The 12,951-nt window shown below is 65.0% G+C and carries 13 protein-coding genes; 9 read left to right on the top strand and 4 right to left on the bottom strand.

Features of this window, described 5'->3' with window-relative positions:
* Positions 1-63: 63 nt before the first annotated feature.
* Positions 64-1,383, top strand: a complete 1,320-nt coding sequence (locus ACFC4D_RS20395; protein ID WP_375968151.1) for a TIGR03118 family protein — start codon at positions 64-66, stop codon at positions 1,381-1,383.
* Positions 1,384-1,793: 410 nt separating this feature from the next.
* Here ACFC4D_RS20395 and ACFC4D_RS20390 read toward each other — a convergent pair whose 3' ends face one another.
* Positions 1,794-3,194, bottom strand: coding sequence for a DUF222 domain-containing protein (locus ACFC4D_RS20390; protein WP_376065350.1), 1,401 nt, complete (start codon positions 3,192-3,194; stop codon positions 1,794-1,796).
* Between the two features lie 320 nt (positions 3,195-3,514).
* Between ACFC4D_RS20390 and ACFC4D_RS20385 the strand changes: the two genes are divergently transcribed.
* Genes ACFC4D_RS20385 through ACFC4D_RS20375 form a run of 3 tightly spaced genes read left to right on the top strand, consistent with a single transcriptional unit; the run spans position 3,515 to position 5,546 of the window.
* Complete coding sequence (locus tag ACFC4D_RS20385) at positions 3,515-3,997, top strand: hypothetical protein (protein WP_376065347.1); 483 nt, start codon at positions 3,515-3,517, stop codon at positions 3,995-3,997.
* 17 nt (positions 3,998-4,014) lie between these two features.
* On the top strand, positions 4,015-4,758 hold the full coding sequence (locus ACFC4D_RS20380) for an ABC transporter ATP-binding protein (protein WP_376065344.1): 744 nt from the start codon (positions 4,015-4,017) through the stop codon (positions 4,756-4,758).
* Between the two features lie 5 nt (positions 4,759-4,763).
* Positions 4,764-5,546, top strand: coding sequence for an ABC transporter permease (locus ACFC4D_RS20375; RefSeq protein ID WP_376065562.1), 783 nt, complete (start codon positions 4,764-4,766; stop codon positions 5,544-5,546).
* Between the two features lie 7 nt (positions 5,547-5,553).
* Here the strand turns inward: ACFC4D_RS20375 and ACFC4D_RS20370 are convergent, their stop codons facing one another.
* Positions 5,554-6,570: an N-acetylmuramoyl-L-alanine amidase gene (locus tag ACFC4D_RS20370; RefSeq protein ID WP_376065342.1), complete on the bottom strand. Its 1,017-nt coding sequence runs from the start codon at positions 6,568-6,570 to the stop codon at positions 5,554-5,556.
* A gap of 64 nt (positions 6,571-6,634) precedes the next feature.
* Positions 6,635-7,267, bottom strand: coding sequence for a TetR/AcrR family transcriptional regulator C-terminal domain-containing protein (locus tag ACFC4D_RS20365; protein WP_364643904.1), 633 nt, complete (start codon positions 7,265-7,267; stop codon positions 6,635-6,637).
* A 96-nt stretch (positions 7,268-7,363) separates the two neighbouring features.
* On the opposite strand from ACFC4D_RS20365, the gene ACFC4D_RS20360 reads away from it, so the two are divergent.
* From ACFC4D_RS20360 to ACFC4D_RS20340, 5 genes are read left to right on the top strand one after another with little or no spacing between them, the layout of a single operon-like run.
* A complete protein-coding gene (locus tag ACFC4D_RS20360; protein WP_376065339.1) occupies positions 7,364-8,515 on the top strand; it encodes an acyl-CoA dehydrogenase family protein in 1,152 nt (383 codons plus the stop codon).
* A gap of 31 nt (positions 8,516-8,546) precedes the next feature.
* On the top strand, positions 8,547-9,299 hold the full coding sequence (gene fabG / locus ACFC4D_RS20355; protein WP_376065336.1) for a 3-oxoacyl-ACP reductase FabG: 753 nt from the start codon (positions 8,547-8,549) through the stop codon (positions 9,297-9,299).
* Between the two features lie 23 nt (positions 9,300-9,322).
* Positions 9,323-10,480, top strand: coding sequence for an acyl-CoA dehydrogenase family protein (locus tag ACFC4D_RS20350; RefSeq protein ID WP_376065333.1), 1,158 nt, complete (start codon positions 9,323-9,325; stop codon positions 10,478-10,480).
* Positions 10,481-10,502: 22 nt separating this feature from the next.
* Positions 10,503-11,987: a long-chain fatty acid--CoA ligase gene (locus ACFC4D_RS20345; protein ID WP_376065331.1), complete on the top strand. Its 1,485-nt coding sequence runs from the start codon at positions 10,503-10,505 to the stop codon at positions 11,985-11,987.
* Complete coding sequence (locus ACFC4D_RS20340; RefSeq protein ID WP_376065328.1) at positions 11,984-12,442, top strand: MaoC family dehydratase; 459 nt, start codon at positions 11,984-11,986, stop codon at positions 12,440-12,442. The genes ACFC4D_RS20345 and ACFC4D_RS20340 overlap by 4 nt, the downstream gene beginning before the upstream one ends.
* Before the next feature lie 40 nt (positions 12,443-12,482).
* Here ACFC4D_RS20340 and ACFC4D_RS20335 read toward each other — a convergent pair whose 3' ends face one another.
* Complete coding sequence (locus ACFC4D_RS20335; RefSeq protein ID WP_376065325.1) at positions 12,483-12,947, bottom strand: VOC family protein; 465 nt, start codon at positions 12,945-12,947, stop codon at positions 12,483-12,485.
* Positions 12,948-12,951 lie beyond the last annotated feature (4 nt).

The raw sequence follows: 12,951 nt of genomic DNA, 5'->3' as shown, positions 1-12,951 counted from the left end.
AACCAGCTATGGTTAGCGTCGCCTAACCGTGGAAATGCGGTCTGGACTGGAAGGACGAGGGAATTGCGTAAGAATCTGATGCGGATCTCGGCGCTCGGCGCGGCCATACTGGTCGCCGCCGCGTGCTCGAAGTCGGAGCCCGCCGCCGACAACTATCCGGCTGCACTGGACGGTAACCACTACGCCCAGATCAACCTGGCCGCGGACAAGGACTCGTACAAGGCGCAGTTCACCTATCCGGACATGGTCAACGCCTGGGGCCTGGCCGATCGCCCCAAGGGTGCGGGCGGGCACTTCTGGGTCGGCGGCGGCGGATTCTCCTTCCAGTTCGTCGGTGACGTCACCAAATCCTCGGATCCCAAGTTCCAGAAGCTGTTTCAGGATCCGCTGAAGCTCGTCACCGTCCCCGGCGCGGACTCGGACACCTCCGATAAGAGCGTCGGCAAGACCACCGGCGTCATCTTCAATCCCGCGCCCATCACCTCGGACCTGTTCGTGGTGAAGGATCAGCCCGTCAGCTATGACGGCAAGGACGAAAAGCTCACCGGCTCCGCACGTTTCATCTTCGCCACCGATTCCGGCAAGATCTCCGCCTGGACCGAACAGGGCGCGGGCGGCGCGATCGTGCGCCACGACGGCCCGGCCAACACCGTCTTCGACGGTAAGGACAAGGGGATGCAGTTCTTCGGCATCGCCCTCACCCCGTCCGGTGACAAGCTGCTGGCCGCCGACTTCGGCGAGAACCCGCAGATCCGCACCTTCGACAAGAACTGGCAGCTGATCGGCACCACCGGCTACGCCAACCCCTTCGCCACCGGCGACAACCTCGACCCCGCCGATCCGGCCAAGGGTAAGAAGGTCAAGCCCGGCGATCCGGCTCCGTGGAACGTCACCACCATCGGCCAGCGCGTGTTCGTCTCCTACGCCACCACCAAGCCCGATGAGGTCGACGCCACCAAAATCGATGTAGGCGAAGAGGATTCCCTCGACAAGGCCGCCGATAAGGCCGCCGCGGGCAAGCCCGGCAAGGGCAAGGTCGCCGAATTCGACGCCACCGGCAAACTGGTTCGCACCATCGACGGCGACGACCGCTTCAACGCCCCCTGGGGCGTCACCATCGCCCCCGATTCCTTCGGCCCCCTCGCCGGAAAGATCCTGGTCGGCAACTTCGGCGGCCTCGGCCACATCGTCGCCATCGACGACAAGACCGGCAAGCCCGTCGACTACCTGCGCAACACCTCCGGCGCGCCCATCGAAATCCCCGGCCTCTGGGCGCTGATGTTCGGCAACGGTGAAAGCCTCGGCGACTCCGACGCCCTCTACTTCACCGCGGGTCCCGAGGACGAGAAAGACGGCCTCTTCGGCAGCCTCCGGCTCCAGTAGCAGCCAGCAGTAATACCAAGGCCCCGAGTCGATTTCGGCTCGGGGCCTTTCGCTTTGTATGAAAAAGATCAAGAACAAACGACAAAGACGCCCGGACAAGAAAAGAACAAGAACAAAGATAAAGACCAACAACAAGAACCAAACACTTGAGCGGCTTGGTTCTTTGGTCTTGGGAGGCGACCACGGCCAGTCACCCCGTCGGGTGCGTGAGGTGCGGGCGCGGGTTGCGGGAGAGCAAGTCGGGTACGGCAGACGGCGTGCCCAGCACTGCTTCTTTGTCCGGACTGCGGGAGGGCTGGAGCCGGACGTGGGGCACCCGGATTGAGGTGTGGGCATGCCTGGAGTGGTGCGGACATGCCTGTAGCACCGGCAGGAAGGCTCCTGACGGTGGATACAGGGGAGGGTGGAACCTATTGCCGGGCTGGGCAAGCTGGGCGAGGCAATACCCAGGGTCGCTGGCGCATCCGGTTCGGCGCGCACGCCCGAGCACGGGCGGCGGGCAACGGTGGCGTTGCCGGGGCGGTCGCCATCAACTCGTCCGGATGGTGCATGTGATTCACCTTCGGTGTCCGAGTCGGATCGATATGCGCGGGTGCGATCCACGCTGTCCGCCCGGCGAACTTCGAGCCTTTACCGAGCTTGATGGTCGTCCACCCGGTCGGGGTGTCATTCACCAACGCGTGGCAGTGATCGCAAGCCAGGGTGAGGTTTTCGATATCGGTCAGGCCGCCTTTGACGAACTCGGTCACATGATGGACAGCGGCCATGCTGGCGGGTGCGGTGCAACCGGGGCGGGTGCAGCCGCGTTCGGTGGCGATCAACGCCATCCGCTGGGCCGGGTTCGCCAGGCGGGCCCGACCGATGTGCAGGGGCATGTCCTCGCCGTCGGTGATGACCGAGAACGTCTTGCTCTTGCGGGCGGCCATTTCCAACGCCACAGCGACAGGCACAGTCCCACCGGTGGCCGTGGTGGCCACACCAGCGGCGCGTTCCACATCGTGGATGCTCATGGTCACGATGGTGGTGACCGGCAGCCCACGGTGCACGCCCAGGTGTGCTGGGTGGAAGTCCGGGTGCAGCAGCGCGAACAACGCATCGTGCTGGCGTTGCACGGTGGTGCGCATATCGCGCTTGGCAGCGGCCTTCACAACCTCGGGGTCGAGGTTCTCATCGACCACGAACGGGCTTTCGGGATCGGCCGGGTTGCACAGACCGGGCCGGGCGAGCTTGGCCAAGACCGCATCCATCGCGGCGCGGGCTTCGGGGGTCAACACCACGGTCATGGTGGACATCAAGTCGAAACCCTGTGGGCTCAACCGCATACTGCGCATACGTGCACGGTCTGCGTCGTCGGTGAGGGTGCCATCCGGGTCGAGGTGCCCCAGGATCCGGTCACCGATTTTGGGGAGCTGGTTCGGGTTCAACGCCCGAGCGTGCCGGGCCAGGTGTTCTTCGGCCAGGGCGCGGTCTTCGGCGGTGACTTGGTTGGGCAGCCGGTCCATGACCTGCCGGATCACGCGCACATGGTCAAGTCCGATCGCGCCTTCCTCTTGCGCGAGAGCGGTATTGGGCAGCACTGGCGCAGGGGTCGATACTTCGGCGTTGTCTCCTACACGCGGCCAGATCGCGGCCTGCTCGGCGCAGTGCCAGCGGTTCAGCGCGTCCCCGTGCGAGATCCGCAGTGTGTCTTGCAGGAACAGCGCCACCGAGCCTGCTCCGGCGCGCTTGGGCAGTGACCGTGAGCAGGTCTGCACGACCAAATCGAGTTTCATCGCGTCGAGTTTGCGGGTGGCGGTCTCGATCTGCTGCATCAATTCGACGATGTCGTTGTCCGATACCGGAATAAGCGGCTGAGAAACAAGGGAATCGATCGCAGCGGAGAGTGCGTGTGCACTGTCCGTGATTGCGATGTTCTCCCCTGAATTCATACCTCTATTCTACTCCCGAAAAACAAACCCCGAAAGCCGAATTGCATTGTGATTCAACAATATTCAGATAATTTCGCTTTTCATTTCTCGGCCCTTCTCTTGTTTCGTCCAGGCCCCGTCGCCTCCAGGGGCCTAACTTAGGTTTGACTAACCTAACTTCGGGAAGTAGCGTCCTGAGCACTGACTATTGCGAAGGAAGTGTCATGAAGAAGATCGTGGGCGCGTTCGCCGCCTTGGTTTCTGCTGGGTTGGTCACGGTGGGGCTTGCTGCGCCTGCGGTTGCGGATCGGTCGGTGCGGGATGCGACGGTCGCGGATTTGTATGTGCGGGATGCGGATCCGTCGTTGGACGCGCTGGCGGGGCAGTTTGCGGCGCTGTGGAATCCGAGTTTGCCGATGAGTGCGAAGGCTGAGGTCAGTTATCACGGGAACTCGGTCGCGCCCGCGCTGCAGGGGATTTTGTCGCAGGGTGGGGTGTATGACTTTCTGTCGATTCAGGAGCGGGCTACCTCGAAGAGCATTGCCGGAAACACCATGACCGCAACGCTTTCCGGGGTGATGGCGGGGTTCCCCGCCTCCAGTGGGACGTACAGCTATATCCGTGAGGATGGGCTGTGGAAGGTTGACTGGAAGGCCACCTGTGCCGGTATGGGCGGCTGCTCCGGTAATCCGGACTTCGGGTACTGAGGCGCGCTCGATAGCTGATGATCTCGGTTTCCGGTATTTCCAAGCGCTTCGGTGACAAGGTCGCGGTCGGCGATGTCAGTTTCGAGGCGGCGAGTGGTTCGATCACGTATCTGCTCGGGCCCAATGGGGCGGGCAAATCCACCACCATGCGCATGATCGCGGGGTTGACCACACCCGATGCGGGCACCGTGCGGATCGACGGGCAGTCGCTGCGCGGGCTCACCGAGCCGATGCGCACCGTCCGGTTCAATCTGAACACCTTCGCGCGCGATCCGCGGCATACCGCGACGCAGCATTTGAAATGGCAAGCGCGCCTTGGCGGTATCCCGGTGACCGAGGTCGAGCGGGTGCTCGCCCGGGTGGGGCTGACGGAGGTGGCGAATCGGCTCGTGGGGCGGTTCTCGCTCGGAATGTTGCAGCGGCTCGGGATCGCGAGCGCACTGCTGGGTGATCCGCGCACCATCGTGCTCGACGAACCGGATAACGGCCTCGATGTGGACGGCATCCTGTGGCTGCGGGAATTGCTGACCGGGCTTGCGGCACAGGGCCGTACGCTGCTGGTGGCCTCGCACAATCTGACCGAGGTCGAGATCACCGCCGATCGCATCGTGATCATGGGCCGCGGCAAGGTGCTGTCCGATGCGAGCCGGGACGACACCGTGGCGCTCGGCTCCGGCCCGCGACCGCTGGAGGCGGCCTACCTCGCGGTCACCCGCGGCAGTGTCGAATACGACGGCGCGACCGAACGGGTGGAGTCGTGAATTCGATGGTGGCGCTGAGCAATTCGGTACGAAGCGAACTGGCGAAACTCTCCCGCCGCAGCCCGCTGTGGTTCGCGATCGTGCCGCTCGCCGTACTGCTGCCGCTCGCCTTGAACGCGGGACTGGCGATTGCCACGGGCATGAACAAGGTCAACGGCAGCGGTGGCATGGACACAAATAACGCCGGGTACTGGGTGATGATCTTCTCGACCGTCATCCTGATGTCCGCCGGTGTCGCCTCGCTGAGCAATGAATTCAAGTACGCCACGGTGGAATTGGTGTACTCCGCACAACCCCGGCGGTGGCTGTTGCCGGTCGCGAAACTGATCGTATTCGGGCTGATCGCCGTGACCGCCACCTTTGTCACCGTGGTCATGCTGCTGGTGGCGTTTCCGGCCGTCTTCCCCGATGTGTGGGGCCGCGTCGACGCCACCTCCGCCGCCGGTCTCCGATTGCTCTGGGCCCTACCGGTTTTCGCCTTCCTCGTCAGTGCCCTGGGCATCGGCATCGCCGGACTGATACCGCGCCCCGGTGTCGTGGTCGGAGCGGTACTGCTCTGGAAGTTCGGCATCGAAGCCTTCTCCGCCCTGCTCCCGGTGAAGATCGGAAACGTGGTGCAGCAGTGGATGCCGTTCAAGAACGGCGAACTGGGCGCGGGCCAGTATCCGACGATTCACCCGATCTTCGGCGGGGCCAACGGTTCCCTCGCCTACTTCGCCCTCATCGCGGCGGTGTTCTTCGCGCTCGGAACCGTGGGCCTGTCCCGGCGCGATCCCACCACCGACTGATCCGGATTCACAACTGCGACAGGGCCGTCAGCAGCGGCAGGATGGTGTGCAGGAAATCGCCGGGGCAGGTGGTCTCCCCGCACACCGATTGCCAGTCACCGTGACCGGCGACAGCGGGTTTGACGGCGGTGACGCCGTTGGCCGGGTTCACGTAATTGATCTGGGCGAACGGATTGATGCCGAGCCCGGAGCAGAGGCGGGTCAATACGATGTCGAGGCTGTGCAGTGCGGCTTTGCTGGGCAGGGTGCGGCTGAAATCGCCGATCAAGCAGATGCCGATATTTCCCGAATTCGCCCCGCGCACATGGCCCGCCGTGACCACTTCGGCCCCGGGCTTCAGGTCCGTGCCCGGTTTGAAGATGGGCGCGTCGTCGGTGCCTGGGTGGCGGCCGGAGTAGATGACCCCGTTCGGGTCGATCATCAGGTGATAGCCGAGATCACCCCAGCCCTGACCGTCCGGATCGGGAAGGGCGTGGAAGCGGTAGACACCGCGAACTGTATCGCGGTAATCGTCATACTCCTGGCCGGTCGGGATCTGGGTGTGGTGCACCGTGAGCACCTGCGCCGGTGCGTATTCCGGCTCACCCCAGGTCTGCAATGTCTCGTCCGCACCCCAGCCGGAGCGGGTGACCGCCGGGAATCCCCAGGCGTAGGAGGTCGTCACCGGAGTTTTGAACGGCTGCGCGGTGGCCGGGGCGAAAATGCCCGGGAGCGTGACGTTCTCGGCGATCACGTCGACCTTGTCCGCACCGGCCGGAACCGGCACGATCTCGGACAGCTTGCCCGGCCGGTCATCGCGGCCGTGCGCGGTGCGGCGCACCGGAATCGGATCGGTCCACTTACCCGCCACCCGGAAGCGCACCGAGGCGGGCTTCGCGTTCGGCTCGATATCGCGCAGTGCGGTGAAAGCCGCACCCGCGCAATCGGTCCCCTCGGCCGGTGCGGCCCCTGCGCTGCCGCGCGCCCCGAACAGTCCGGCCGCGGTCAGCGCCGCCGTCCCGGTCAACAGTGTGCGGCGATCCATCCGAATATGCTGTGTCACTACCACCCTCGCTCTTTCGCGGATGAATCGTACGAAAGGGCAACGATTATTCCGCGACCCGCGCCGGGAAGCGCGCGGCGAGCCCGTCGACGAACGCGTTCAACGCCAATTCGAAACTCTCCGAATCGATTTCGTCCGCGCGGGCGCGCAGCAGATGCGCCTGCTCCAGATGCGGGTAGCGGTCCCGATAGACCTGCACGTCATCGACGAAACCCCGGGAGAACGATCCGATGGTCGCGCCCATCACCAGATAGCGGGTGGCGGCTCCGATCATGGTGGCCTCGCGGGGCGGCCAGCCCGCACCGACCAGCCCGCCGTGCACCGCGTCGGCGTGCCGCAGATTCTCCTCTCGTTTGCCCGGACCCGCGGCCAGGTAGGGCACGAAGTTCGGGTGCGCCACCAGTTCGGCGCGATAGGACCGCGCCCAGGACATGAGCCCGTGCCGCCAATCACCGTGCTCGAATTCGGAGGTGTCGACGCGGCTCATGATGCCCGAGGCGATGTCATCGAGGACATCGTCCTTGGTGGGGTAGTGGCCGTACAGCGACGCGGCCTGCACGCCCAGCTCGGCGGCCAGTTTGCGCATGGACAGATCGGCCAGGCCGTCGCGGTCGATGAGGGTCAGCGCGGCCTCGCGAATGCGTTCGCGGCTCAGGAGCGGCACCTTCGGTCTGGCCATAGTCGCAAGTTATCACCCGGGTCTTGAAAAACCGAACACCGTTAGGATAGCTTCGGGGTTATAAACCTAACAACGTTTGGTTAGGAGCTATCACAGATGGACTTCGAGCTCGGCGAGGCACAGCGCGAACTACGCGAGGTCGCCCGCGCCTGGGTGGACAAAGAGGTCGTGCCGTACGCCGCCGCATGGGATCGCGCCGAAGCGGTGGACACCGCCATCGTCGGCAAACTCGGCGATATGGGCTTCCTCGGCATCGAGATTCCCGAGGAGTACGGCGGATCCGGCGGCACCGCCCTGGACTACTGCCTGCTGCTGGAGGAACTCGGCCGCGGCGACAGTTCGGTGCGCGGAATCGTCTCGGTCTCACTGGGTTTGGTCGCCAAATCGATCAAGACCTACGGGAACGAGGAGCAGCGGCGGGAATGGTTGCCGCGCTTGACCTCCGGACAGGCGATCGGCTGCTTCGCGCTCACCGAGCCCGGCACCGGATCCGATGCGGGCAACCTCACCGCCAAAGCCGTTCGGGACGGCGATGATTGGCTCCTCTCCGGCACCAAGATCTTCATCACCAATGGCACCTGGGCCGATGTGGCGATCGTCTTCGCGCGCAGCGGCGGACCGGGGCCCAGGGGTGTGACCGCCTTCCTGGTGCCCACCGACGCGCCCGGATTCACCCGCACCGAGATCAAGGGCAAGCTCGGATTGCGCGGCCAGGCCACCGCCGAATTCGTGCTCGATCAGGTGCGCGTGCCCGACACCGCCCGACTCGGTGCCGAGGGTCAGGGCTTCAAGATCGCCATGGGCGCGCTCGACAAGGGCCGCATGGGCGTGGCCGCCGGATGTGTCGGCGTCGCGCGCGGCTGCCTGGAAGCCGCGGTGAAATACGCCGGGGAACGCGAACAGTTCGGTAAGCCCATCGCCTCCTACCAGCTGGTTCAGGAACTGCTCGCCGATATCGCCGTTGATGTCGAGGCGGCGCGGCTGCTCGCCTGGCGGGTCGCCGACCTGGTGGAGCGCGGGAAACCGTTCGGCACCGAAGCCTCGGTCGCGAAACTGTTCGCCAGTGAGGCCGCGGTGAAGGCCGCCAACAACGCCATTCAGGTGTTCGGCGGCTACGGCTATATCGACGAATACCCGGTCGCCAAATACCTTCGGGACGCTCGCGTGCTCACTCTGTACGAGGGCACCAGCCAGATTCAGAAGCTGCTCATCGGGCGCGCGCTCACCGGTGTCAACGCCTTCAACTGACCACTCACATTCGCTGACAAGGAGTTTCACCATGACTTCGAAGGTTGCATTCGTCACCGGCGCGGCGCGCGGTATCGGCGCGGCCACCGCGACTCGGCTCGCGGCCGACGGATTCACCGTCGTCATCGCCGATTTGGACGAGGCCGCCTGCAAGACCGCCGTCGACGCCATCGTCGCGGCCGGCGGTAAGGCCATCGCGGTGGCGTGCAATGTCGCCGACGAAGCCTCGGTCGACGCGGCATTCGAACGCGTTGCGGCCGAACTGGGTTCGGTCGACGTACTGGTCAACAATGCCGGTGTGCTGCGCGACAATCTGCTGTTCAAGATGTCCGTGGAGGACTGGGACACCGTCATATCGGTGCATCTGCGCGGTGCGTTCCTGTGCAGCCGGGCGGCGCAGCGGTACATGGTGAAGCAGAAGTCCGGCAAGATCGTGAACACCTCCAGCGTGTCCGCGCTCGGCAGCCGGGGACAGGCCAATTACTCGGCCGCCAAGATGGGGATTCAGGGGTTCACCCGGACGCTGGCCATCGAACTCGGCCCGTACGGGATCAATGTCAATGCCGTCGCGCCCGGATTCATCGTCACCGATATGACCGATGCCACCGCCGCGCGCGTGGGTGTCGATCCGGCCGAATTCCGCAAGGCCGCAGCCGATATCACCCCGCTGCGCCGCGTCGGGCAGCCGGAGGATATCGCCAACGTGGTGTCGTTCCTGGCCTCCGAGGACTCCTCCTTCGTGACCGGCCAGACCATCTACGTCGACGGCGGGCGCAAGCTCTAACGACTCTCGAGAGAGAAATCATCATGCAGAGAACAGTTTTCGACGCCGACCACGAAGCCTTCCGGAAGACGGTGCGCGCCTTCATCGAAGCCGAGGTCGCGCCCGTGTACGACCAGTGGTTCGAGGCCGGGATCGCACCGCGCGAGTTCTATTACAAGCTGGCCGAACTCGGCGTCTTCGGTATCGAGGTTCCGGAGGAATTCGGCGGCGCGGGTATCGAATCCTTCAAGTTCCAGAGCATTCTCATCGAAGAGGCCGCCCGCGCGGCGGTCTCCTTCGGCGGCTCCAGCGTGCACGTGGGGCTGTGCCTGCCGTATCTGAAGATGCTGGCCACACAGGAGCAGAAGGAACGGCTGCTGCCCGGTTTCGTGAGCGGTGAGATCATGTTCGCCATCGCCATGACCGAACCCGGCACCGGCTCCGATCTCGCCGGTATGCGCACCACCGCAAAGCTTTCCGAGGACGGCACGCATTACGTGCTGAACGGGTCCAAGACCTTCATCACCGGCGGCGTACACGCCGACCGGGTGATCGTGTGCGCCCGCACCGACGCCCCGCGCGCCGATGATCGCCGCCACGGAATCTCACTGTTCCTGGTGGACACCAAGTCCGAGGGCTACACCGTCGGCCGCAAGCTCGACAAGCTGGGCCTGCGGGTGTCCGATACCGCCGAACTCAATTTCACCGATGTGCGGGTACCGGTCACGGACCTGCTCGGCGAGGAGAACAAGGGTTTCTCCTACCTCGGCCTGAACCTGCCGCAGGAACGCCTGTCCATCGCCGTCGGCGCGTACGCGCAGGCCAAGGCGGCGGTGCGGTTCGCCAAGGATTACACGCGGCAGCGCAATGTCTTCGGACAGCCGGTCGCCAGTTTCCAGAACACCAAATTCGAGCTCGCCGCCTGCCAGGCCGAAGTGGACGCCGCCGAAGCCGTGGTGGATCGCGGACTCGAGGCCCTGGACGCCGGAACGCTCACCGCCGCCGATGCCGCGTCGGCCAAGCTGTTCTGCACCGAGGTGGCGGCCCGCGTGATCGACCGCTGCCTCCAGCTGCACGGCGGCTACGGCTTCATCAACGAATACCCCATCGCCCGGCTCTACGCCGATAACCGGGTCAACCGGATCTACGGCGGCACCAGCGAAGTCATGAAGATGATCATCGCCAAGGACATGGGTCTGTAACTTCAATCTCCCCGAGGTCTCCATGAACGCGACGCTCTCCCTGGCCAGCATCCTCGCCGAACCCGCGCGGCGACGACCCGATCACATCGCCCTCATCGAAGGGGCACAACGGATTACGTTCGCCGAGCTGTGGCGGCAGGCGCGGGAGCAGGCCGCCGCGCTCATCGAGCTCGGGGTGCGGCCCGGGGATCGGGTCGCGCTCATGGGGCCGAACACCACCGATTTCCCGCGCGCCTACTACGCCATTCTGGCGGCGGGCGCGACCGTGGTGCCGGTACACCTGCTGCTCACCGCCGATGAAGCCGAATACGTACTGACCGACAGCGGGGCCTCGCTGCTCATCTGCCACGAGATGGTCGCACCGGTCGGACAGGTCGCGGCCGAGCGTGCGGGAATTCGGTGTGTCGATCCGAAAGAGCTTGTCGGCGAGCCGATTCAGACTTTCGTCTCGCGCGGCCCGCTCGACACCGCCGTGGTGTTCTACACCAGCGGCACCACCGGGCGACCCAAAGGCGCGGAACTCAGCCATCTCAATATGGTCATGTGCGCGACGGTGAATGCCTTCGACGCCAATGACGTGCACCGCGATGACATCGCGCTCGGCGCGCTGCCGCTATTCCACGTCTTCGGTCAGACGGTGTCCATGAACTCGCACTGGCGGGTCGGAGCCACCCTCGTGCTGCTGCCGAGATTCGATGCGGCGGAAGCGATCCGGCTCATGAACGCCGAGAACGTGAACACCTTTCACGGCGTGCCGACCATGTACATCGGCATGCTGGAAGCCGCGAAGGAATTCGAGACCCTGCCGCACCTGCGGCTGTGCATCAGCGGCGGCGCGGCGCTGCCGCCCTCGGTGCTCGAGGAATTCGAGCGCGTCTTCGGCTCGTACATCCTGGAGGGTTACGGACTGTCCGAGACCTCACCGACCGCCTCGGTCAATCAGCCCGAACTCGGTCCGGAGGCGGGCACCGTCGGCCATCCGGTCTGGGGCGTCGAGGTGGAGATCGCCGATCCGGATGTGCGCGATCGCATCGAACTGCTGCCCGCCGGGACCATCGGCGAGGTCGTGGTGCGCGGTCACAATGTGTTCAGCGGCTACACCGGGCGACCCGAGGCGACCGCGGAAGCCGTGGTGGACAACTGGTTCCGCACCGGCGACCTGGGCACCAAGGATGACAAGGGCTATCTGCGCATTGTCGACCGCATCAAGGAGATGATCATTCGCGGCGGGTTCAATGTGTACCCGACCGAGGTCGAGGCCGCGCTGCTGCGGCATCCCAAGATCGCCCAGGTTGCCATTATCGGCGTTCCCGATGAGAACTACGGTGAGGAGATCCTGGCCGTGGTCGTGCCCGCCGAACCGGTCACCGCCGATGAGGTGATCGACTATGCCCGTGAGCATGTCGCGCGCTACAAGTACCCGCGCCGGGTCGAATTCCTGGACACGCTACCGCTCGGCCCCACCCATAAGGTCCTCAAGCGAGAACTGAAGGAGCGCTTCGCATGAGCGTCACCGATTTCGCCGACTTCGATCAACTGCGCGCCGCCGCCGGCACCGAAATCGGTGTCAGCGACTGGTTTCTCATCGATCAGCAGCGCATCGACCGCTTCGCCGAGGCCACCGGCGACCACCAGTGGATTCACGTCGATCCGGAACGGGCGGCGGCCGGACCGTACGGCCGCACCATCGCGCACGGATTCCTGACGCTGTCCCTGGTCGTGCCGATGACCGCGCAGGTGATGACCTTCAGTGCCGCGCGCATGGCGATCAACTACGGGCTCAACAAGGTTCGCTTCATCACCCCGGTGCCGGTGGGCAGCCGCATTCGCGGCCGCTTCACCCTGAACACCGTCACCGATATCCCCGGCGGCGTGCAGGCCGAGCGCACGGTCACCGTCGAAATCGAGGGTGAGTCCAAACCGGCCTGCGTCGCGGAGAGTATTGCCCGCTACCTGTCCTGAGGTGTGAATCGGTGTGGGAACCCCTCGCTCCCACACCGATTCACCGTGCGGGCAGCCAGGTGTCCGGATCGTCGATCGGGGTGCCGTAGCCGGGGCGGTCGGCGGTATCGGCGGCGTGCTCGGCCCAGGTGTAGATATGCAGTTGCAGGCCGTCGGGATCGTTGAAGACCAGTAGCCAGCCGATACTGGCCTCGATGACGGGGGAGTGCTCGACGCCGTGCGCGTCCAGATGCGCGGCCCAGCGCTCCAGATCGGCGGGACCGCGTGCGCCCAGGCTCACCGGGTCGAAATCCTTGCAGCCCTGTGCGGCGAGGGCGTTCTCGCGCAGGCCCAGCATCGACGCGCCGATACCGGGGAGTTCGCCCGCGGTTCCGCGCACCACCCCGTCGTCATCGGTGAACTGCACGGTCGGGCGGAAACCGAGCACGTCCCGATACCAGCGCACCGAGCGCACCAGATCGGTCACCGGGATCTTGATGTGATGAATGCCTGCCAGTTCGGGCATCGAA

The organism is Nocardia sp. NPDC056000, from assembly GCF_042269265.1.
Classification (GTDB): domain Bacteria; phylum Actinomycetota; class Actinomycetes; order Mycobacteriales; family Mycobacteriaceae; genus Nocardia.
This window is presented reverse-complemented; position numbering and strand designations above follow the sequence as displayed.